This window comes from Clostridium sp. (assembly GCF_051278035.1).
Classification (GTDB): Bacteria; Bacillota; Clostridia; order Clostridiales; family Clostridiaceae; genus Clostridium_AD.
Genome location: NZ_JBNMNU010000059.1, coordinates 1 through 24,384, shown reverse-complemented (window position 1 = coordinate 24,384; position 24,384 = coordinate 1). Strand labels below are relative to the sequence as shown.

The following is a 24,384-nucleotide window of genomic DNA, read 5'->3' as shown; positions in this document are numbered from 1 at the left end:
TCAAAATCCGGATATAAGTCTGAAGTAACAGTATATGAATGTGAAAGTTGTGATGATTGTCAACATAAATCAAAGTGTACCAAGGCTGCTGGCAATAGAAAAATGCAAGTATCAAAACTATTTATTGAAAAAAAGACATAGATCTTTAACTAACATAACAATTCCCGGAGGGATTTTGTTAAGAATGAATAGGTCAATTCAAGTTGAAGGTGCATTTGGAGTTATGAAAGAAGACCATGGGTTTAGACGCTTTTTAACAAGAGTAAAAAACAACGTAAAGATTGAATTTACATTATTAAGTTTTGGATTCAACATAAATAAACTGCATAGTAAAATACAAAATGATAGATGCGGTTTATTTTTACATCACAAAGAAATTGCCTGATAATTAAAATTGAATATTAAAATTTGGAGATTCATTGATCTCCTTTTTGTTGTACAAAAAAATAAAAATACCAATAATGATTAACCGTAAATTTAATAATTATCATTGGATTTTTTATAAAATCATTAGAAAAGAGGATGCCTCTTTTAATGATTAAAATAATCATTTTGAGACATCCCCTTTATAAGAAACTTTATAGGTTTTTTGCATATCTCGTTATGTTGCCTTCTTCTTGCCATTTAGTAACAGATTCTGTCCACTTCTTATTTTTTTCTTGTGTTAAAAGTGTTTTTTGTATTTCTTCCTTTACTGTTTCAAATTTCTTTACATCAAACTCTTCTTTTTCAATAACTTTTATTAAATGAACTCCAGATTCACTTTTAACAGGTTCCGAAACCTTACCTTTCGGTGTGGCAATCGCCGCCGCTAAAAAAGCTGGGTCAATTTGAGTTTCAGTGTACTCTACAAATCCTAAGTCTCCACCATTATCTTTACTAGCTGTATCTATACTTTTTTCTTTTGCAAGCGCTGCAAAATCTTCGCCTTTATCTAACCTTTTCTTAATTGCCACTGCTTCATCTTCTGTTGCAACTAAAATATGTGATACTTTAACTCTATTTGGCTTTTCTGTAAACTTAACTGAATTAGCGCTGTAATAAGCTTTTTCCTTAGCCTCATCTACTTTAACATCTTTTGTTATCTCTTCGTATAGTGCATTTTGAACAATACTTGGTTTTATTCTTTCTTTCAATTCTTCTTCCGTAATATTAGCCTTTTTAAGTTCTGCTTTATACTTTTCTTCACTTTCCAAACTTTTCTTTATTTGATCCAATTGTTTGGTTATTTCAGTATTTACCTTTTCTTCCGTAGGCATTACTTTTAATTCTTTTGCTTTATAATCTATGATTTCCAAAGCAATTAAACTTTCTAATATTTTAGTTTTTTGTTCTTTTATTTTAGCTATAGCTTCAGTATTAGTGGCATAATCTTCTCCGTACTGTTCCTTGATTTGAGGCAAGATTGCCGCTAACTCCTTATCCACCTCTCCTCTTGTTACTTTAGTGTCAAAAACCTTTGCCACCACACTTTTAGCAACACCTTCTGGTGTTTTTTCGATCATATTACAGCCAATTAACGATGTAGTTAGTATAGTTATTAAAGCTATACCAATTATTTTTTTTGCGTTTCTCATTTCATTTCCTCCATCCTATATATGATATTGTGATTTAAATTGCTAATACAACACCTATTAATTTTATCATAAATTTATTTTTTTTCAACTATACTTTTTATATACTTCACAATGTCTATGAGATTTGTAATAGTAGCTTCTTTTGTTAGATTCTTGTTTTTGTATGCGAAGGCTGGTTTACTACCTAGCTTAAACACGATGCTCCTATTGTATTTGTTAATTAGTCCTTTAACTAATGATCCATTTATCCTATCGCCACTATCAAATTGTAGTATTACCTCCTCATCTGCATCCTTTATTTCTAAAATCCCTACCTTTGATGCCATACTTCTAAGATAAGCTATATTCATAAGATTTGCAACAGGCACTGGTATATCTGAAAATCTATCCACTATTTCCTCCTGTATGTCTAACATATACTCATAACAATCAATAGCAGCAATTTTTTTATAGATTTCAATCTTCTGTGACTCATCTTCGATATAGGTACCAGGAATATATGCATCTATTTTAATTTCAACAGAGGTTTGAATAGATTCAACTTCCACATCTCCCCGTATATGTTTCACTGTTTCTTCGAGCATCCTACAGTATAAATCATAGCCTATTGAAGCCATATGTCCATGTTGAGCTCCTCCCATCATATTCCCAGCTCCACGAATTTCAAGATCACGCATTGCAATTTTAAAACCAGACCCGAGCTCTGTAAAGTCTTTAATTGCCTTAAGTCTTTTTTCAGCTACCTCAGTTAACACCTTGTCTTTTTTATAAGTAAGATACGCGTAAGCTATTCTATTTGACCGCCCAACTCTTCCTCTTAATTGATAAAGCTGAGAAAGTCCCATCTTATCAGCTTCATAAATTATTATGGTATTTGTATTTTGAATGTCTATTCCTGTCTCAATTATGGTAGTACACATTAATATATCATACTTATTCTCCATAAAATCTATCATAACGGATTCAAGTTCCCTTTCTGTCATTTGGCCATGACCAATACAAACTCTTGCTTCAGGAACTAGTTTACCTATATATGCTGCCATTTCTTTCATAGTTTCTACTCTATTGTACACAAAGAAAACTTGACCATTTCTATTTAATTCTCTTAGAATCGCATCCCTTATTAGTTGATCATTAAACTCCACCACGTAAGTTTGTATTGGATATCTTTCCTCTGGCGCAGTTTCTATCACACTTATGTCTCTTACTCCTGTAAGCGACATATGAAGGGTTCTTGGGATCGGAGTCGCTGTTAGGGTGATTACGTCTACATTCTTTCTGATACTCTTTATTTTCTCCTTATGAGTAACCCCAAATCGTTGTTCTTCATCTATAATTAATACCCCTAAATCTTTAAATTTCACATCCTTTTGAATTATTCTATGGGTACCTATTAATATATCAACATTTCCTTCTTTTGCAGCCTTAAGAACAACTTTCTGCTGTGCTGGCGTTCTAAATCTACTAACCATTTCAACTTTTACCGGAAAATCGGAAAATCTTTTAGTAAGATTTTTATAATGCTGCTCAGCTAATATAGTAGTTGGTACTAGAAACGCTACTTGTTTACCATCCATTACTGCTTTAAACGCCGCTCTAACAGCTACCTCTGTTTTGCCATATCCAACATCACCACATATTAATCTATCCATAGGTTTATCTGATTCCATATCCTTTTTAATCTCTTCAATCGCTATTATTTGATCTGGTGTTTCCTCATATGGAAATTCCTCTTCAAATTGTTTTTGCCATACGGTATCTTTGCTATATCTATATCCCTTAAGTGTAGACCTTGTTGCATAAAGTTTTACCAATTCCTCTGCAATATCTGCAATAGAGTTTTTTACCTTATTTTTGGCCTTGGACCACTCTATTCCACCTAGTTTGCTAATCTTTGGGGATTTACCTTCACTCCCTATATATTTTTGCACCATATCTAATTGTTCTACAGGAACATAAAGGGTATCACAAGCACTATATTCAAGGACTAAATAATCTCTTTTATGACCATGAACCTCTAACTGACTAATTCCTTTGTACACACCAATACCATGATTTACGTGAACAACATAATCAGAAAGTTTAAGTTCTGTAAAACTTTTTATTTTGCTTGCTCCTTTTTTACTGGAACGACTCACAGTTTTTCTTTTTGCTTTTCCAAAAACCTCTTTGTCTGATATAACACATATCTTTAGCTCTGGATATTCAAACCCCCTTAATTGATTACCAAAAGTAACTATTATTTCTCCGAACTCAATTTTAGAAATACTATCTTTATATACACTATCAATGCCTCTGTCCCTAAGTGTATCTATAAGTCTTTCTCCTCTAGTTCTTGTACCAGAAAGAATTACAATTTTATAGCCTTTCTGCTTTTTATCCTTTATATCTTCAATAAGAAGGTCTAGCTTTCCATGATAATCATTAGCCTCTATTTGAGAAAAAGATACTATAGATCTTGGCTTAAGCACTTTTACAGATTTAGCAATAGACTCTAATGTCATCACTTCAAGTGTTCCTAAATCGTGATATATGTCGTCCTTATTAATTAGATTTTCTGCTTGTTTAGGAAGTATATTTCCTCTTTTTAAGAAATTCTCGTAATTTTCTTGAAACTCAAAATACACACTATCCAGTTTCCCAGAGCATCTCTGTGCATCATCAACTACTATAAAACAATCCTTCATATAGTCTAAAAAAGTGGATGTATTATCGTAAAAATAAGGCATATAACTATCCACAGAGTCAAAGCTCCAAGTTTCTTTAAGCTGTTCTAAGTTAACATTAACTAAAGACTTTATTCTTTCCATACTTTCCTTGTCTTTTCTCTTATTAAAGCTACCTAATACATTTTGTAAATCTTCCTTTATTTTATTATATCCTTTATTCATTATCTCCTCAGTTAATATTATTTCCTTTGCTGGAAATATATCTATTTCATTTACCTTATCAATGCTCCTTTGAGTTTCGCTATTGAAGGTTCTTATAGAGTCTATTTCCTCATCAAAAAGTTCTATTCTAAATGGTAACGCTGAAATAGGAGGGTATACATCTATAATCCCTCCCCTTATGGAAAACTGTCCTTTAGTATGGACCATATCAACTCTTTCATATCCACACTGAATTAATTTCTCTGAAAAAGTATTAATGTTTAATGTATCTCCAACAGATAATTCGAAAACATATTTTTGAAATAAATCTAAAGGAATATATGTGGCTGCTAGGGCTTCTATACATGTAATTATTACTTTTTTACCCTTTTCAGTAATTTTTTTCATTACTTTAAGTCTTTCCCATCTAAGGTCACCAGATACCGCATCTACATTATAAAATCCCACTTCTCTAGTTGGATAATAATACACATCATTCGCGTAGAAACATAAATCTTCATAAATATTTTTAGCCTCTACATCACTGTGCGTTAGAATTAGTAGGGATTTATCCATTTGTTCGTACACACCGCTTACTAGATAGTTCTTAGCAGATTCTGATAGCCCATATACGCCAATTGGAAACATTTTTTTTTCTACATTTGCTATTATATTTTTAAACTGACCACTCTCTTTTAAAGGCTTCATAAGCCCTTTTAGCCTCATGCTAACACCTCTCACTCACTACATAAATTATACATATTGTTTTAATAATGATTTTATTTAAGCACTAAAACTATTAAATTCATTCATAGCTTCCACATATCCTTTTGCAATTATAGTTTCAACAGCTTTTATACTAGCTTCAAAAGTCTTTTCTACGAGCAGACGATCTTCTTTAGAAAATCGCCCTAAAACGTGGGGTATTAATGATTTTTGCGGTTGTCCTACCCCTATTTTTATTCTTGTAAAGATATCTGATGATAAATTAGAAATAACACTTTTGATACCGTTATGTCCTCCAGCACTCCCTTTACTGCGTATTCTTAATTTACCCGCATCCAAACTAATATCATCATATATTATGATGATATTTTCATTTGGAATTTTGTAAAAAGAGACTGCTTCTCGCAAACTCTCTCCACTTAAGTTCATATATGTACTAGGCTTTAAGAGAATAACTTTTTCACCCGATATATTAACTTCTCCAATTACACCTTTAAATTTTATCCTATTAATACTAACATTATACTTATCCTTCATTAAGTCAATTATATCAAATCCCACATTATGTCTTGTATGTCTATATTCATCTCCCGGATTTCCTAGTCCAACTACTAAATACATCGTTACCTCCAAATATTCTTATGTTTATGATATTTATCTAACACATAATTATTTTAATTCTTTTATTAATAATATTATACTATAATATTATTAATATCCACACTAAATAAAAATATTACAACTCCCTATATGCTTTTTTTAAATTAATGCAAAAAATAACCAGTAGATACACTAGTTATTTTAGTTTACTTTTAATTCAGATAGTACTATACTAAATTCTTTTATTTCACCATTTCTCCATATCTTACAATGCAAATCATCATGAACTTTGTACCCTTCCATAACGTAATTTAAATCTTCCATGTTTTTAATACTCTTCCCACCTATTTCAGTTATGATATCAGTAGGCATAATTCCAGCTATATCTGCTCCACTTTCTCGTGTAACTTCTTGCACATACACTCCCTCTACACCGCTACTCGCCGCCGAAATTGCAGTTTTGCCATCAATACCTATAGATGGTCTAATAACCTTACCATAAGCCATCAAATCACTAATAATATCTTGAGCTTCATTTGATTTAATAGCAAATTCTCTTCCAGAATCGTCATCAGAAGAACTTATTTTTAAGCTATTTATACCAATAACCTCTCCATAGATGTTGCATAATGCTCCACCGTTACTTCCAGGATTTATAGCTGCATCTGTTTGTATTACCGTATATATGGATTGTTCCTCAGTTTTTCTATCAATTATGTTAATTTTTCTGTCTGTGGAGCTTATAATTCCTGCAGTAACCGTTCCCGTGAAATTTTTCCCCAGTGGGTTTCCAATTGCAATAGCGCTATCTCCAACTTTAATCTTTGATGAATCTCCAAATTTTGCAATGGGCAAATTATTAGCTTCAACTTTTATAACCGTAAGACCCGTTCTTTCATCCGTTCCTACTAATAGTGCGTCCAAAATATTATCGTTACTAAGTTTTACTTTTATTTCCGTTGTTCCTTCGATTACCTGATAATTAGTAATAATAAATCCATTACTTTTAAATATAATTCCAGAACCACTACCCTCTACACTATCCCACAATTCTTCTTCCTTATTACTAATACCAACTACTACCGGTGAAACCTTTAGCGCAACTTCAGAAATAGGATTGTCGTATGTTCCACTTATATTATTCCCTAAACCTCCTGAATCTAAAACATCTTTATTAATTACATAACGCGCTGTAATCCCACCAGAAAGTGATGCTATAAGTATAAAACTAAATATTTTTAAAAAGACTTTGAAATAATTCTTTTTATTATTTTTTCTAAATTTAATTTCGCCAAAAATTTCATGATCAGATTCTACATTCTTCCACATAGCATCTCTTATTTCTTCAGAAGAATTATGGTTATCCTTTTTACTCACAACATTACCTCCTACTGGTTATAATCTGATTGCAGGAACGCTTTTACCCTTTTATAAGTTATTTTACTTTGGTTAATGTAAAAGTAAAACAAACACCATGCTCCTTATTTTCAACCCATATATCTTCTTGTAACTGAGTTATTATATTTCTCACTATAGATAATCCAAGCCCAGTACTCTCTTTTGCTGTCCTTGATTTATCTCCTTTATAGAATCTATCCCAAATATGTTTCAAATCTTCTTCAGCTATTAGAGGGCCTTCATTAAAAACGGATATAAACGCTTTTTTTCCTTTAGTTTTTGAGCTGATCTTTATTTTTCCACTGGCGTTTACGTATTTTATTGCATTATCTAGTAGGTTTGTAATGACTTGCACTAACCTATCTGTGTCTCCAACTACAAACAAATTATCTTCATCAAAGCACACATCTACGGCTACCCTTTTTTCTTTGATTTTAGTTTCATTTTTTATAACTGTTAATCTAATAATTTCATTTATATCCACTTCCATAATCCTTAAACTAAACTTCCCTGCTTCTATTGCCGACATATCCAATAAGTCGTTTACAAGCCTTGTTAATCTTTGAATTTCTTCATATGCAATTGATAAATAGTATTTTTCTTTTTCCTCAGGAATTACCCCATCTAATATTCCACTAATAAAACCCTTAATTGATGTTATAGGTGACCTAATCTCATGAGATACATTAGATATGAAATCCCGTCTATTTTTTTCTATTTTTTCTACCGAATCAGCCATAAAATTAAAGGACTGAGCGAGTTCTCCAATTTCATCATTAGATTTCAAATAAACCCTTTTATTCACATCGCCATTAGATATTTTCTTAGCTACTGAATTAATTTCAGCTAAAGGCTTTATAATTATTTTCTGAGAGAAATAATATATAACTATACACGAAAATATTATTGCAAAAATTGCTGATATCCAAATTATTTCATAAACACGTTTTAGTGATTCACTTAATTGTTCAATGGAATTATATAATATAATAGACCCTTTAAAGCCACCTACATCACCCATTATTGGCGTGCCGTAAATTCTTACAGGTTTATCAAACACCCCCGCATAAGGACCCGTTATTTCAAATGTATTCCCAAGTCTAAGCTCCTCTAATTCCTTTGCAAACACCTGTGTGCCAATAAATTTCTCGTGTTCCTTATTAGATACCGCATAAACATAACCATAGCTATTTGCAAGCCAAATATCTGACTTTATATACTCCCCAAACATCATTATTTTTTCATTTACTTCCTGGTACGTAACCTCACCGTCCAAATATTTGAGGGCGTATCCTTGTATCAAATAGGAATTTTCCAAAAACTGTTGTTTTCGCTCATTAAAGAAATAATTTTGAAACCAATAAGATAAAAACGAAGCGATAAATATTAAGCTGAGAGATATTATAATTGTATAGGTGGCTAGCATCTTAAAAAACAGCCCTTTTTTAACCATTTATTTCACCTCGAATTTATATCCTACTCCCCAAACAGTCTCAATTTGCCAATTGGGTCCTCCTTGAAGCTTTTCCCTTACTCTCTTAACATGCACATCCACAGTTCTAGAGTCACCTGGATAATCGTATCCCCAAACTTCACATAATAATTGTTGCCTAGTAAATACTCTGTTCTTATTAAGCGCTAAATAATGTACTAATTCAAATTCTTTAGGTGGCATTTTTACCTCTTCACCTTTATATGTAACATTATAAGAATTAATGTCAATTTCTAGTCCGTCAAAATTCAAAACTTCTTTACCGCCATTATCTAAGTTATAACGTCTTAGTACAGCTTTTACTCTTGCAATTATTTCTTTTGGTTCAAATGGCTTTACTACATAATCATCTGCTCCAAGTTCTAAGCCTAATACCTTATCAAAGGTTTCTCCTTTAGCAGTAAGCATAATAACCGGCGTTTCATAATCTTTTCTTATCCATTTTAGAACATCAATTCCATCAATATAAGGTAACATTACATCTAGAAGCACCAAATCTGGTTTGTAGCTTAAAAAAGCCTCCTGTGCAGCCTTTCCATCATATGCTACTTTAGTTGCATATCCTGAACTTTCAAGATACATTTTAATTACCTCAGCAATGTTTTTATCATCATCAACTATTAATATTTTCCCTATAGTCCCTTCCATATCAGTACCTCCAAATTATTTTCTCTATTTTTATTTAGTCTTCTTATTCACGGTGTGATTTCATTAACTAGTAATTGTGATTTTATTTTTCTGAAGATTCTTTATACATAATTAATCTTATAACTAACTTATCACACTTTGCTAATAACTTATTAGTTTTTTTTAAAATGTTACAATTTATTCACCATTTGTTTCGAATTTTACTATTAAAATTATTAGGATTAATTATATTATAATCATTATTATATAATTAATCCTAATAATTTTAAGGAGATTAAGTAACTAATATTAAAAATAGCGTTGCCCCATTATGAACATAACAGTGCAACGCTTTTAAAATATGTATCTATAAATTACAATTTTTCACTTTAAATTACCATAGGGTAATAAAATATATTAAACATCCTCAAATAATTTACTTACAGAGACATTCTCATATATTCTCCTTATGGCCTCCGCCATAATTGGAGCTACAGATAATGTAGTAAATTTTTCACTGTGTTTACTTTCTGGAACTTCAATAGTATTTAATATTATTAACTTTTTTATTACTGAATCATTTATTCTTTGAATAGCAGGCCCAGATAACACACCATGACTGCAACAAGCATAAACATCTTTTGCTCCGAGTTTAACTAATGCATTCGCACCATTAGTTATAGTTCCAGCTGTATCTATCATATCATCCATCATGATACAAGTTTTTCCCTTAATATCACCTATGACGTTCATAATTTCTGCTACATTAGCCTTTGGTCTTCTCTTATCGACTATAGCTATTTGTGCATGTAACTTATCTGCGAATTTTCTTGACCTAGCAACACTTCCAAGATCTGGTGCAACTACAACTACATCATCCCTATCTTTAAATCCATTTTGGATAAAATATTTTGCAAGTATAGGTGTTCCCATTAAATTATCAACTGGAATATTAAAATATCCTTGTATCTGAGCTGCATGCAAATCCATGGTAAGTACTCTATCTGCTCCTGCTGTTGTTATAATATCTGCCACAAGCTTAGCTGTGATTGGGTCTCTAGCTTTTGCTTTTCTATCTTGCCTTGCATACCCATAATATGGAATAACAGCAGTTATTCTTCCTGCTGAAGCCCTCCTAAAGGCATCAATCATAATAAGTAATTCCATTAAATTATCATTCACTGGTGCATTAGTAGATTGAACAACAAATACATCTGCTCCCCTAACTGTTTCGTGAATATTAACAGATATTTCTCCATCACTAAAAGTTCCCACTTCTGAATCTCCAACTGTTAGTCCTAGTATATCAGCTATATCTGAAGCTAATTTAGGATTTGAGTTACCGGTAAAAATCTTAATGTTTTTGCCATTGTTTATCATATGTAGTCCTGATTATCAAAATCCATACAACTTTTATATAAATATGAATTTTCATTCTGTCCACTAAACAAAACGGTAGTATCGTAGGTTTTAAAAATCTTATACACCCACTTTACTGCAAAAATCAGTTTTACACCTCCCTTTTTAATTTACTTATTAAACTGTTTTTTAAGGCCTTTTTTAATTACCCAGTTTTCAATGTTTACTTGTCTTGCCCTAGCTATTGATAATGCATTTTCAGGAACTTCTTTTGTAATTGTAGAGCCAGCCGCAATGTATGCATTATCATTAACTTTTACGGGTGATACTAGATTAGTATTGCAGCCTATAAAGGCATTATTACCTATTATAGTTTTATATTTTGATTTTCCATCGTAATTTACAACCACAGTCCCGCAACCGAAATTACATCCACTTCCAACCTCGGCATCACCAATATAAGTAAGATGAGATACCTTTGTATTATCCCCAATAATCGACTTTTTAATTTCAACAAAGTCCCCTATTTTAGCATGTTTGCCTATGATACTTTCTGGTCTAATATAAGCAAAAGGTCCAATCGTAGTTTCCTCACCTATTTGACTTTGGATTACAACAGAACTTTGGATAGAAACACCATTTTGAATAATACTATCAGAAATCCTATTATTTTGATAAAGAACACAGTCTTCTTTAATAATAGTCTTACCCTCCAGTATATTACCTGGATATATAATAGTATCTTTACCTATTACAACCTCCGAATCTATGTATGTATTCCTGGGATCAATTATTGTAACTCCATTCTCCATATGCATTCTATTTATTCTTTTTCTCATAATTAATTCTGCATCTGCAAGTTCTACTTTAGAATTAACAGCAGTAATTTCCTGAACCGGTACATCAAACGCTCCAACTTTACATCCTTCACTTTTCAAAATACCTATAACATCTGTTATATAGTACTCCCTTTGAACATTATTATTATTTAATTTATCAAGGCTATTAATTAGTTGTTTTATATCAAAACAATACATTCCTGAATTTATTTCTTTAACTAATATCTCTTCACTTGTACAATCTTTAAACTCGACTATTTTTTTAACCTCACCATTTTCATCCCTAATTATTCTGCCATACTTTGCAGGCTCATCATGACTTGAGGTTAATATAGTAGCTTTAAATTCACCTTTTTCATGATAATCCACCAGTTCTCTAACAGTTTTTTCAGTAATTAACGGACCATCTCCAACAAATATTGCTACAGTGCCTTCACTACAACCTAGAAATTCACTAGCACACATTACCGCATGCCCTGTACCCAATTGCTCCTTTTGAAGTGAGTAACTTATCTTTCTATTTTGTGTTCCACTTTTGAGCTTATCTGCTCCTTTGCCAATTACCACATTAACGGTTTCAATATCTGCATTTCTAATAGTGTCAATAACATGGTTTATCATTTCTTTTCCGCAAACCTTATGTAGAACCTTAGGAGTATTAGAGTTCATTCTTTTTCCTTCACCCGCAGCTAATATTATAGCGCATTTATACAAATAAAACACCTCTTCATATATTAATTCGACAAATTAAAACATTATTTATTATATCATCTTCAATTAAAATACCACTTATATTATATTTTATATAACCCTTAATTGCAACCAAGCTTGAACATTATTTATGCTTTTAGCTAAAAAAATAAAAAGGGGGTTCCCCCCTTTTTATACCTCCACTTTTTCTTCTACTTTTTCTTCTGCATTTTGTTCTACTTTTTCTATTACTTTTCGCACTACTGGTTCTTCATTTTTTACTTTTTCATACTCGCTCAAGATAGCTGCTTGAATCTTTTCTCTTGTACCAGTATTTATTGGGTGTGCTATGTCCTTAAATTCTCCATCCGGAGTTTTTCTGCTCGGCATAGCAATAAAAAGTCCACTTTGTCCTTCTATAACTTTAATATCATGAACAACAAATTCATTATCAAAAGTTATCGATACAATCGCTTTCATTTTACCCTCTGTAGCTATTTTTCTAATTCTAACGTCTGTAATTTCCATACACTCCACCTCCAAGTTGCGTTAATATTATACTATTTCTCTATAACTTGAATATTTCCTTCTTAATATTCGAAAAAATATTTAATTTTTTGAATATTATGCCTTTTCAGTGATTTTTGATGAAATTAACAGTGGTTTACCATCTTTAGTTACCCCTTTAAACTGAATAATTGAAATGTAATCTTCTATAAGCTTATGCTCATGTTCAATATTATCAATAAGAACTCCAATGCCCAAAACTTCACTTTCAAATTCTTTAAGCAAATTAATTATCCCTCTTGCAGTTCCTCCTGCTTTCATAAAATCATCTACAAAGATACAATTACTTCCTTTTTTGATAGATTTTTTCGAAAGAGACATAGTCTGAATTCTATCACTTGAACCAGATATATAATTTATACTAACAGTACTTCCCTCAGTTACCTTAGTATCACGCCTTACTATAACTAATTGAACCCCTAGCATCTTTGCTACTTCAAAAGCGAGTGGTATTCCTTTAGTCTCAACTGTTACCACATAGTCTATATTTAGTTCACTAAAAGTAGACGCAAGAATCACCCCTGCTTTATGCACTATTTCTGGATTATACATAATATCAGTCATATATATAAAATTGCCCGGTATTATTCTATCCTTTTGTGTTAAAATCTCACATAACTCATCTGCAAATATACCACTTTCAATGTTCGATATTCCACAGATATATTTTACGCCACCAGATGCACCTGCAACTGTTTCAACCCTTCCCATGGATAACTTATTTAACGTTTCACGAACAATAACAACATCTTCGCTTATTGTGGATTTAGCTGCATTAAATAATTCTGTGAATTTTTTTAAATTAATTGTCTTGTTAGGGTTTTCTGTTAATATTTTAGTAATACCTGTAACCCTTTGATTCCTACTATATTTATCCATAACATCACCTGTATTTATATTTATTTTACGAATTATATCAAAAAAATATCGCTTATCATTCGCAATTTTATTGTAATTCAATTTTGTAATTATTACAACGGTTATCTGATTAAATTTTAAACATAAAAATATTATTACTTATTTGTATTGTTTTTATGTTATTTTGTATATAATTAAGAGGTAACTATTAATATTACAAAATATTATAGGCGAAAACTTTATAATGATGCTTTATATACATTAATTTGTTACAATCAATACTAATGCAATTCGCATATATTAAACAAGTGTAATTATTTTGAGGAGTTGATATAATGTCTTTTGATTTTATAAGAGATAAAAACAAAAAAGTCCATTTCATAGGAATTGGTGGTATAGGCATGAGTGGCCTTGCAGAAATCCTTATAAAAAACGGCTATAAGGTTTCCGGATCTGATATGAAGTTATCACACATAACAAATAAACTTAAAGAACATGGTGCACGAATTTGTATAGGCCATAATACTTATAACATAGTAGATGCAGATTTAGTTGTTTACACTGCCGCTATTTCTCCTGACAACCCTGAATATATTAAAGCTATGGAGTTAAATCTGCCTTTAATGGATCGCGCCCAATTTTTAGGTAGTATTATGAAAGGACATAAGTATAATGTAGCCGTATCAGGTACCCACGGCAAAACCACAACAACTTCCATGATAGCTCACATCATTTTAAACGAAGATGTGGACCCTACCATACTAGTAGGTGGAGAACTTGATGCCATCGGAGGCAACGTTTTAGCTGGGAATGGTGACTATTTTATTACAGAAGCCTGTGAATATAAGGAATCATTTTTAAAATTCTTCCCTTCTATAGGTACAATATTAAATATAGATGCAGATCACCTAGATTACTATAGGGACATAGATCACATTAAAGATGCCTTTAAAAAATTCATTAATATTATACCCGCTGAAGGCTATTTAGTTGCAAATATAGACGATAAAAACGTTAAAAATATCCTAGAAAATAATTATGACTGTAACATACTGACCTATGGTATAAATGAAGGAACTCTTAAGGCAAAAAATATAAGATATAATGAGCTCGCTTGTGCTACCTTCGATGCATATAAAGATGACAAATTTCTATTTCAAATAAATCTTAATGTGCCAGGACAATATAATGTTTTAAATTCTCTTGCAAGTATTGCTACTTCACTAATACTTGGTTTTTCCGAAAATTCAATTGTTAGAGGTCTATCAAGTTTTACTGGTACACATAGAAGATTTGAACTAAAAGGCTCTAAAGATGGTGTAACTGTTATTGACGATTATGCTCACCATCCTACAGCGATTAAAGCAGCACTAAGCGCTGCAAAAAATTACCCTCACAATAAAATTTATTGTGTTTTTCAACCCCATACTTATTCAAGGACCCAAAGTTTATTTGAAGATTTTTCAGGTTCTTTTTATGATATGGACAGTTTGATACTTGCAGATATTTATGCTGCTAGGGAAAAAGATACCGGGGTAGTAAGTTCAACTATGCTTGGAGATAGAATCCGCGAAAAACACGTTGACTGTTTAAATATTCACAGTTTTGAAGAAATTGTACACCATCTTAAATCTGTATTAAAAACAGGGGATATGCTTATTACAATGGGGGCCGGAGATGTAAATATAGTAGGTGAAATGTATCTGAAATAGTTTACTGAATATATTTAAAATTGCTTATTGACATACATTAACAAATAAAGTATTATTAGAAAGTAATCATTTGAATAAATATCAATAATATATATTATGAAAAGGAGGTAGTCACTATGATCAATAAAGAAGTTCGTACTTATGCTAAATCACTATTTAATATTGTCAAATTTAGCAGTACTCCTATGTGCAAAAATTTATATTATAGTCCTACCTTAATGCAAATTATCTTTTCATAATAATTTTTCACACTTAAATTGTTTTTATGAAATTATAAACAAAGGTCATGGACTATTAGTCCATGACCTTTTTATATGAGTTAATTTATTATGTGTAATTAATGCACTAACATAATATTAATGATTTTTTAAGCCATGGAAACTTCCATGGCTTTTTTTCTATAAAGTCATTTTATTTCTGAAATATATCTGCCTTAAAGGAGGTTCCACATTAATGAAACGAATTTTAAAATACGTCTCAAAGTATAAATTATTTATTATTATACCCGCTATTGCAATGTTAATTAGCATAGCACTTGATATGTTTAATCCATATTTAGTGGAAATTATGATTGATAAGGTTCTGCAAAATAAACAATATGATCTTCTTACTTTTGTGTTAATGTCTCTTGCTGGGATTACTCTTGCTAGGTCAATACTTGGTTATGTCAAGGACTACATACTAGATTATGTATCTTCTAGAGTAAGCATAGATTTAAAAACAGATCTCTTTAACCACATTCAAAAATTGCCTTTTAAATATTTTGATAATATGAACACCGGTGAACTTATGTCAAGAATGAGTTCCGACGTGGATAATGTATGGATGTCTATCGCTTTTGGTATAAGTCTTGCCATAGAACAGGTGATTTATTTTTTAGTTGCCTCTATCCTTATATTTCAAATAAATTGGAAGCTGGCAATAGTAACACTCCTAACCATGCCCTTTATTGGTTTTATAGCAATGAAACTTGAAAAAGAGGTAGGAGAAGCATTTGACAAAATAAGTGATCATAATGCAGTAATAAATACTACCGCTCAAGAAAACATTGCTGGTGCAAGACTTGTAAAAGCTTTTGCTCGTGAAAAACATGAAACAACAAAATTCTTAAACCATAACAAAAAAAATTATCATCTTAATATGAACCAAGCTAAAATATGGAGTAGACACTTTCCTATGATAGAATTTTTGTGTAATATATCCGTTATAGCCGTAGTATGTGCCGGTGGCCTACTAGTAATTGATAAAGCCTTGTCTATAGGTGAACTAGTGGCCTTTAGCCAGTATGTATGGATGTTAATCTGGCCTATGAGGATGATAGGTTGGCTTACAAATATGATAACTCAGGCTAATACTTCTGCTAAAAAAATATTTAATATCATGGATGTTGTGCCAGAAATTAAAGATAAAGATGATGCCATATCTATGAATGAAATTAAAGGCCACATAAAGTTTTATGATGTGTTTTTTAAATACAATGATAATTATATACTTGAAAATATAAATTTAGATATACCTGCTGGAAGCACAGTTGCAATAATGGGTACAACAGGATCTGGTAAAAGCTCTCTTGTAAATCTTATCGGAAGATATTATGACATTTCAAAAGGCTACATTACTGTAGATGGTAATGACGTACGTGATATATGCATAGGTGATTTGCGGCGTAAAATGTCCGTAGTTGCTCAAGACACCTTCCTGTTTTCAGAGAGTATTTCTGAAAATATACGTTTTGGGAAACACGATGCCTCCATTGAAGAAATTAAAAATGCCTGCAAGGATGCTTGTGCAGATGAATTTCTTGAAAATCTTGCAGAGGGGTATGACACAGTTATTGGTGAGAGGGGACTCGGCCTTTCTGGTGGTGAAAAACAAAGACTTTCTATTGCAAGGGCACTGGTTAATGATTCAAGTATTCTAATCCTTGATGATGCCACTTCGGCCCTAGATATGGAAACCGAATATAATCTTCTGAAAAACCTTAAAAATAGAAATAATAGTGCAACTACTTTTATAATTGCACATCGAATATCTGCAGTTAAAAATGCTGACATAATCCTGTTTCTTGAAGATGGTCATATCGTGGAAATGGGAAATCATAAAACACTCATTGAAAAGCGAGGGTACTACTACGATGTTTACAATCAACAATTTACAGACTTTATGGATATAGAAGGAGTGGTGATATAATGATTAAAAATTCAACCAAACAAGATGAACAGATTAACGAAACTTCAAAAGGAAAGTTAATTGCAAGGATATTTAGTTATTTAAAGCCTTATAAAATCAAAGTAGTTTTAGTTACACTTCTTATGATTTTAGTAATGATATGTTCCCTATTAAATCCTTATATTTTAAAGCTTGCAATAGATAAATATATAGTGAATTCAAATATAAAGGGATTATTTCAAATTGCTGGATTTATGTTGTTTTTCAACATAATATCGCTTATTGCATCTAAAATAAGATTTAATATGATGGCCTCTGTTACTAACTCTGCACTACTGGATATAAGGCAAGAATTATATACTCATATCCAAAAACTATCCCTCACTTTTTTTGATAATAGACCTGTAGGGAAAATACTTGCAAGGGTTATTGGGGATGTAAATTCCCTACAAGATCTTTTCTCTAGCAGTGTTACTAATCTTGTACCTGAAATATTAACTCTTGTATTTGTGACAATTATTATGTTTTCTATGAATTTTAAATTAGCTCTTATTTCCATATCATTTTTGCCAATATTGATTATAGGATTTGCTACCATAGAAATTTTTTCTAGAAAGCGCTGGCAGCTATATAGATCTAAGCGTTCAAACCTTAATGCCTACACACACGAAGATTTCTCCGGCATAAGAATTGTTCAATCTTTTGCATCTGAGTACAAAACCTCTAAAATATTTACGACCTATGTTCGAGATATGATGGATTCCTTTATGAATGCAGTAAGATTAAATGATTTTTTCTGGCCGATGGTAGAATTATCCTGGGGTCTTGGTAGCTTACTCGTATATTGGTATAGTGTTCCGCTTATTAAATCGAACCAATTAACTATTGGTGAACTTGTAGCCTTTAGCGCTTATATTTCAATGTTTTGGAGACCTATTATGAACATAAGTAATTTTTATAACTCATTAATAACAAATTTAGCTTCTTCCGAAAGAATATTCGAAATACTAGATGTCAAACCAGATATAATAACTATTGATAATGCTATACAAATGCCAAAAATAAAAGGTGATGTTCAGTTCAAAAATGTAATATTTAGTTATGATGATGATGTTCCCGTATTGAACAATATTAACTTTAAAATAAAACCTGGAGAAACAGTAGCTTTAGTGGGTCCTACAGGTGCTGGTAAGACTACCATAATAAACTTAATTAGTAGATTTTACGATGCAGATAGTGGCGAAATATTAATTGATGGTAAAAATATAACCCATGTTGATATTGGTTCACTTAGGCGTCAAATGGGCATTATGCTACAAGATACCTTTCTGTTTTCTACTACTATTATGGAGAACATTCGTTACGGAAAACTAGATGCCACAGATGATGAGGTAATAGCTGCAGCTGTTGCCGTTAGTGCCAATTCATTTATCATTAAGCTAACGAATGGTTATGAAACAGAAGTAAATGAAAGAGGTGCTAGGCTCTCTGTTGGAGAGAGGCAGCTTATATCCTTTGCTCGTGCACTTCTTGCTAACCCAAGAATATTAATACTCGATGAAGCTACTTCCAATATTGATACAACTACAGAAAAACTTGTACAAAAGGGAATTAAAAAGCTCTTATTTGGTAGAACATCATTTGTTATTGCACATAGGTTATCAACAATAAGAGATTGTGACAAAATAATGGTTATAGATGATGGAAGAATTGTAGAGAGTGGAACACATGAAGAACTTATAGTTCTAAAGGGATTATATTATAATCTTTATATGTCTCAATATAAATTTTTAAATGAAGGTGCTTAAAAGATAATATCTTATTATAAGGAATGTATGATTTAATTTAAATCGTACATTTTTTTTAACCTAATTTACGGTAATAATGGTATAATTAAATAGGTGTTTCTTAATAAACAATATTAGATTATTATAAGATTTAGCATCAGAAAGGGCTGTATTTATTGTGAAAAAAATTATTTATAGTGTAAATGCTTTCTCAGATAGTACAACGGGAGGGAATCCTGCTGGAGTAGTACCAAATGCCATTAATCTGAATTATAATGATATGTTAAATATTTCCCGAAAAATAAATTTGTCAGAAACAGCCTTTGTTTTTCCACTACAAAATGATGCATCCGATTATGAGGTAAGATTTTTTACACCCACTCAAGAGGTGAATTTATGTGGTCATGCTACAATTGCTTGTTTCTTTGCTTTAGCTTCAAAAGGTATTATTACCGGAACTAATGATGTTAAAATTATAAATCAAAAAACGAAAGCAGGAATATTACCAGTGAAGCTATATTTTAAAGATAATAAAATACAAAGTGTAATGATGACCCAAACTAAGCCAAAATTTGTTTTTAATGTTGAAAACATAGATGAACTTGCTGAGATTATGGGGGTGAGTGCATGTGATATAGGTATAGACGGGTATTCACTTATACCGCAAGCTGTATCCACTGGACTTACAGACATTATACTTCCGGTTAAAAGTTTATCATCATTAAAATCTATAAACCCAAACTTTGCTAAATTAACCGATTATAGTAACAATCTAAATATTACTGGAGTACATGCTTTTACACTTGAAACTGAAGAAGAATCTTCTACTCTTGCTTGTAGAAATTTCGGTCCTGCAGTTGGAATAAATGAAGAAGCTGCCACAGGAACTTCTAATGGAGCACTCGGTGCATATTTAGTAGAAAATGGTGTACTTAAATTCAAAGATAATGTAACTATAATCTGTGAACAAGGATACTATATGAATAGACCAAGTAAAATAATTGTAAAGCTAGAGCGAAGAAAGAGTGACTTAACAATAGAGGTTGGTGGCAAAGCTATTATTGTTAAAGAAGGGATTACTTCATGAAGTAAAAGAAATTATGATTTTAGAGGAAATTATCTTTAATGGTATAATATATCTATTGATAATAAGGGGGAGATACTATGACTGAAAAAGAAAAAATGCTGGCAGGTATGCTATTTGATGGAAAAGACCCACAATTATTTGCAGATAGAGAAAGAGCCGGTAATTTATGTAATCAATTTAATAATATGGCCTTTGATAAATACGATGAGAGGAAAGCGCTCCTCAGAGATTTATTTCAAACAGAAAATACTTGTTACATAGAGCCTACTTTCTTTTGTGATTATGGGTATAATATTGAAATTGGAAAGAGGTTTTACGCAAATCATAATTGCGTTATTCTTGATTTAACTAGGGTTAAAATTGGTGACAATGTAATGTTTGGACCAAACGTGCACATATATACAGCAACACATCCTCTTAAAGCGGAGGAACGAATTGCCGGAAAAGATATAGGTAAGCCTGTAGAAATCGGAGAAAATGTTTGGATAGGCGGGTGTGCCATTGTGTGCGCTGGAGTAAAAATAGGCAAAAATACAACGATTGGAGCTGGAAGCGTTGTAACCAAAGATATTCCTGAAAATGTTTTAGCCGCCGGTAATCCCTGTAGAGTGATTAAAGAATTATAAAACCTAAGCTACTGACCGGAAAAACTAAAACACTTTAGTTTTTCCGGTCACTTTTCTATTTTATGTTATATTATTTCCTTGTAGCGCATTTTCATATCCACAAAAAATTCTCTATCTTTTATTTCTATATATGTTTCACTGTAATTCATTTCAAAGTTTGCTATAGTTGAATGAACTCCGCTGTCACTTAAAAAATGTATGGTACATATGTTATTATCTTCTATAATACAAAATCTTATTAGCATGGTTTTAACTGATGGAAATTGCACTCTAGAATTAATCCACTTAGGAACATCAGTAAAATATAAATTTACACAGCTATAATCTAATGGAATCATTAAATCAATGTTATACTCGTCCTTTTGTATTTGCCTCACTTTAAAATCGCTATCTATTTTAAGTTTGTTTTTTTCATATATCATATAATTCCTCCAATAAAATATTAAATACACACAATTTGTTATTTCTATTTCATTAGCTTTTTTAACCATTTAATCTTATCATTATATGGTGCATATCTTATTTTTACATCTATAATATTACTCTTTTTGGTCATGCTTTTTTTGTGAGAAAAAACATCATAACTTCCTTTTCCGTGATAAGCATTCATACCACTAGCCCCTACTCCACCAAATGGCAAATATGGTGATGCTACATGCATAATTGTATCATTTATGCATCCTCCACCATAAGAAATCATTTCTATTATTCGTTCTTGGTTTTTTCTATTAGTAGAAAAATAATATAGTGCTAGAGGTTTAGGTTTTGAATTAACCATTTTTATAACCTCTTCTAAATTTTCAAATTCCATAACTGGCAAAACAGGTCCAAATATCTCATCTAACATAATAGGATCATTCCAGGTTATGTCATCTATAATGGTAGGTTCAATATATTTTTCTGTTTTGCTATATTCTCCACCTGTAACAATGTTACCTCCATCTAATAATCCTATAAGCCTATTAAATTGCCTTTGGTTTATTATCCTTGGAAAATCATTGCTATTAACTGAATCTTCTCCGAAAAATTCTTTAATCGATGTTATTATTTCATTTATAAGCTCTGTTTTAACACTTTCATGTACCAATATATAATCCGGTGCAACACAAGTTTGCCCTGCATTTAAAAACTTTCCCCAAGCTATTCTCTTAGCCGCTAGCTTTATATCAGCGTCTTTGTCCACTATACAAGGACTTTTTCCACCTAATTCTAAGGTTACAGGTGTAAGATATTTTGAAGCTGCCTCCATTACTATTTTACCAACTGGTACACTCCCTGTAAAAAATATATAATCAAACTCTTCTTTCAAAAGTGCCTCTGCAGCTTCCTTACCACCATATGGTTCAACCACAGAAACAAATTCTTCTTTGAAGCACTCCTCGATAATTTTTATAATTACTTCAGTAGTCTTTGGCGAATTTTCAGATGGTTTTAACATAGCACAATTTCCTGCTGCTATAGATCCAATTAATGGAGCTATTAATAGTTGGAATGGATAATTCCAAGGTGACATAATTAAACTAACGCCATAAGGCTGTGAATATATATAACTAGATGATAAAAAATGCGTTAATGGGGTCCTCACTTTTTTAGTTTTTGCCCATGACTTCAAATGCTTTATAACAAAATTTATCTCCTCTAAAATTATTCCTATTTCAGTAGCAAAAGCTTCAAATTCTGATTTGTGTAAATCATCCCAAAGTGCCTCTAGTATTTGATTCTCATTATTCACTATAGATTGTTTTAATATTTTTAATTTTTCTATGCGAAAATTTATATTTCTTGTTTCCCCAGTATTGAAATATATCCTTTGCTTTTCTAAAATTTTTCGTATATTATTCATTATTCCCTATTCTCCCTTTTACGCTTAATTTATTACCCATAATAATATTTAACTATTTCAAATTAAATGATATTATGATTTTATATTATAGCAAATTATCTCCAATGTAAATAATTGTATTCTACTTTTTTAATTATATTGCGTAAAAGCATTAATCTTTGGTAACACTAACTATGAAAATTTGTTTTGGAGGTATATATAATGAAAAATTTTCTAGTTTCAGCTGTAATGGATATTATAATAATCTTTGCTTCCTATTTTCTTTTTAAAAGTATTATAAGTGGGCCAACTCGTCATAGATTATATGAAAAATTTATGAGTTCTTTCGCAAAATTCGTAATTATTATTTTTGTAGCAAGTACATTAATAACTTCACTTACTGCTCTAGTATTATACAAGACTCAATATATAGTATATATAAACGTAATAGCTCCTGCATTAGTGTCTATACTGGTAGGTTTCGTTATGGGTACTGTCCCTACTAGAGGTGTTGGCGATAAAGAGAAAGACTCTAAAAAACAATAAATAAAGAGTAGTTTTGGAAATGATATAATTTAAAAATCATTTCAAAACTATTCTTTTCCACTTTAAATAATTAATTTAACAAAAGAATATACTAATTTAAATCCATATAATATTATAACTACCCCACATACCAAGTTTATTATTCTAATAACTTTAATGCTAAATTTCCCTTTAAATAGCGATACAATTGTTGCAAGTGAAGTAAACCAAATTAATGAGGCCAAGCAAACTCCTATAATAGAGTAGATTGCCATGTCTACGGGCAGTGAAGCTTTCATAGGTCCAAGCAATAAAGATCCATCTATTATAGCTTGAGGATTTAACCAAGTAACAGCAAAGCATGTCCATATTATTTTTACAAGTGATTTATTCACATCAACAGTTTCTTCAGATTGAATTTCTGGTGCTTGTCTAATAAGTCCTATTCCAATGTAAATTACAGCTACACTCCCAATTAAAAGGATAATCATCCTTAAAAAATTAAACCTTTCCATAAGTGCTCCCATTCCTAAAAAACATGAAAGTGCAAGAGAAATATCAAAAAATATAGTAATAAATGCAACCTGATATGCTCTTAACCTGCTTTTACGTATAGCCGTATTTATTACAAATATATTCTGTGTACCTATAGGTGCCACGTATGCAAAACCTATAAGTAGCCCTTCTATTAAATATTTATACATAATCCTCGCCCCCTAACTATTATTCTTTAACAAAAATCTAATCTTTCCAAAATACTTTCCACTTTAAATTATAACTTGTACGCATTATCATGTATAGCTTAAATATATTTTTGATTTACAGTTTGTGCATTTTAAAAAACTTTTTTATACACTATGTCAACCATTTTTGAAAATGTCCCTAAATAAGTGAAACATTAGCACCAGCAAGTTGCTGGTGCTTTATTTGTACGTCCAGCATGTTCGCTGAGCCGATAGGCTGAAAGAAGCCTACGTCACCTAACCAACGGGAAGACAACCTGAGAGCAAGGGCGTTACTGGCAACGGTAGGGTCTGAAGGAAGCAGCAGGGG

Annotated in this window: 19 protein-coding genes and 1 pseudogene; 7 read left to right on the top strand and 13 right to left on the bottom strand. The window is 31.4% G+C overall.

Annotation, left to right across the window (positions count from 1 at the left end; genetic code table 11):
* A pseudogene (locus ACJAX4_RS10640) lies at positions 1–385 on the top strand (transposase); the annotation flags it as partial.
* A 193-nt stretch (positions 386–578) separates the two neighbouring features.
* Here ACJAX4_RS10640 and ACJAX4_RS10635 read toward each other — a convergent pair.
* From ACJAX4_RS10635 to purR, 10 genes are all read right to left on the bottom strand, one after another.
* A complete protein-coding gene (locus tag ACJAX4_RS10635) occupies positions 579–1,577 on the bottom strand; it encodes a peptidylprolyl isomerase (protein WP_435789441.1) in 999 nt (332 codons plus the stop codon).
* A gap of 74 nt (positions 1,578–1,651) precedes the next feature.
* On the bottom strand, positions 1,652–5,173 hold the full coding sequence (gene mfd / locus ACJAX4_RS10630) for a transcription-repair coupling factor (RefSeq protein ID WP_435789440.1): 3,522 nt from the start codon (positions 5,171–5,173) through the stop codon (positions 1,652–1,654).
* Positions 5,174–5,230: 57 nt separating this feature from the next.
* Entirely contained in the window at positions 5,231–5,794 is a 564-nt protein-coding gene (pth, locus tag ACJAX4_RS10625; RefSeq protein WP_435789439.1) for an aminoacyl-tRNA hydrolase, read from the bottom strand.
* 180 nt (positions 5,795–5,974) lie between these two features.
* The gene (locus ACJAX4_RS10620) at positions 5,975–7,102 is read right to left on the bottom strand and encodes a S1C family serine protease (RefSeq protein ID WP_435789442.1); all 1,128 of its coding nucleotides are present in this window, start codon (positions 7,100–7,102) and stop codon (positions 5,975–5,977) included.
* A 106-nt stretch (positions 7,103–7,208) separates the two neighbouring features.
* Entirely contained in the window at positions 7,209–8,624 is a 1,416-nt protein-coding gene (locus tag ACJAX4_RS10615) for an ATP-binding protein (RefSeq protein WP_435789438.1), read from the bottom strand.
* The gene (locus ACJAX4_RS10610; protein ID WP_435789437.1) at positions 8,625–9,311 is read right to left on the bottom strand and encodes a response regulator; all 687 of its coding nucleotides are present in this window, start codon (positions 9,309–9,311) and stop codon (positions 8,625–8,627) included. It abuts the gene before it with no gap.
* A 396-nt stretch (positions 9,312–9,707) separates the two neighbouring features.
* The gene (locus tag ACJAX4_RS10605) at positions 9,708–10,670 is read right to left on the bottom strand and encodes a ribose-phosphate diphosphokinase (protein ID WP_435789436.1); all 963 of its coding nucleotides are present in this window, start codon (positions 10,668–10,670) and stop codon (positions 9,708–9,710) included.
* A 149-nt stretch (positions 10,671–10,819) separates the two neighbouring features.
* Complete coding sequence (gene glmU, locus ACJAX4_RS10600; protein ID WP_435789435.1) at positions 10,820–12,202, bottom strand: bifunctional UDP-N-acetylglucosamine diphosphorylase/glucosamine-1-phosphate N-acetyltransferase GlmU; 1,383 nt, start codon at positions 12,200–12,202, stop codon at positions 10,820–10,822.
* Positions 12,203–12,370: 168 nt separating this feature from the next.
* Positions 12,371–12,706 (bottom strand): septation regulator SpoVG, encoded by a 336-nt coding sequence (spoVG, locus tag ACJAX4_RS10595; protein ID WP_435789434.1) that lies wholly within the window; start codon positions 12,704–12,706, stop codon positions 12,371–12,373.
* Positions 12,707–12,802: 96 nt separating this feature from the next.
* Positions 12,803–13,624: a pur operon repressor gene (gene purR / locus ACJAX4_RS10590; protein WP_435789433.1), complete on the bottom strand. Its 822-nt coding sequence runs from the start codon at positions 13,622–13,624 to the stop codon at positions 12,803–12,805.
* Between the two features lie 314 nt (positions 13,625–13,938).
* On the opposite strand from purR, the gene murC reads away from it, so the two are divergent.
* From murC to ACJAX4_RS10565, 5 genes are all read left to right on the top strand, one after another.
* A complete protein-coding gene (murC, locus tag ACJAX4_RS10585; RefSeq protein WP_435789432.1) occupies positions 13,939–15,315 on the top strand; it encodes a UDP-N-acetylmuramate--L-alanine ligase in 1,377 nt (458 codons plus the stop codon).
* A 453-nt stretch (positions 15,316–15,768) separates the two neighbouring features.
* Positions 15,769–17,505, top strand: a complete 1,737-nt coding sequence (locus ACJAX4_RS10580) for an ABC transporter ATP-binding protein (RefSeq protein WP_435789431.1) — start codon at positions 15,769–15,771, stop codon at positions 17,503–17,505.
* The gene (locus tag ACJAX4_RS10575) at positions 17,505–19,292 is read left to right on the top strand and encodes an ABC transporter ATP-binding protein (protein WP_435789430.1); all 1,788 of its coding nucleotides are present in this window, start codon (positions 17,505–17,507) and stop codon (positions 19,290–19,292) included. Before ACJAX4_RS10580 ends, ACJAX4_RS10575 begins: the two co-directional genes overlap by 1 nt.
* A gap of 157 nt (positions 19,293–19,449) precedes the next feature.
* The gene (locus tag ACJAX4_RS10570) at positions 19,450–20,358 is read left to right on the top strand and encodes a PhzF family phenazine biosynthesis protein (RefSeq protein WP_435789429.1); all 909 of its coding nucleotides are present in this window, start codon (positions 19,450–19,452) and stop codon (positions 20,356–20,358) included.
* 77 nt (positions 20,359–20,435) lie between these two features.
* Positions 20,436–20,984 (top strand): sugar O-acetyltransferase, encoded by a 549-nt coding sequence (locus ACJAX4_RS10565; protein WP_435789428.1) that lies wholly within the window; start codon positions 20,436–20,438, stop codon positions 20,982–20,984.
* Between the two features lie 65 nt (positions 20,985–21,049).
* On the opposite strand, the gene ACJAX4_RS10560 is transcribed toward ACJAX4_RS10565, so the two are convergent.
* On the bottom strand, positions 21,050–21,406 hold the full coding sequence (locus tag ACJAX4_RS10560; protein WP_435789427.1) for a hypothetical protein: 357 nt from the start codon (positions 21,404–21,406) through the stop codon (positions 21,050–21,052).
* Positions 21,407–21,450: 44 nt separating this feature from the next.
* Entirely contained in the window at positions 21,451–22,827 is a 1,377-nt protein-coding gene (locus ACJAX4_RS10555) for an aldehyde dehydrogenase (protein ID WP_435789426.1), read from the bottom strand.
* A gap of 201 nt (positions 22,828–23,028) precedes the next feature.
* Here ACJAX4_RS10555 and ACJAX4_RS10550 point away from each other — a divergent pair, with 201 nt between their 5' ends.
* Positions 23,029–23,352 (top strand): hypothetical protein, encoded by a 324-nt coding sequence (locus ACJAX4_RS10550; RefSeq protein WP_435789425.1) that lies wholly within the window; start codon positions 23,029–23,031, stop codon positions 23,350–23,352.
* 62 nt (positions 23,353–23,414) lie between these two features.
* On the opposite strand, the gene ACJAX4_RS10545 is transcribed toward ACJAX4_RS10550, so the two are convergent.
* Entirely contained in the window at positions 23,415–24,035 is a 621-nt protein-coding gene (locus tag ACJAX4_RS10545; protein ID WP_435789424.1) for a LysE/ArgO family amino acid transporter, read from the bottom strand.
* Positions 24,036–24,384 lie beyond the last annotated feature (349 nt).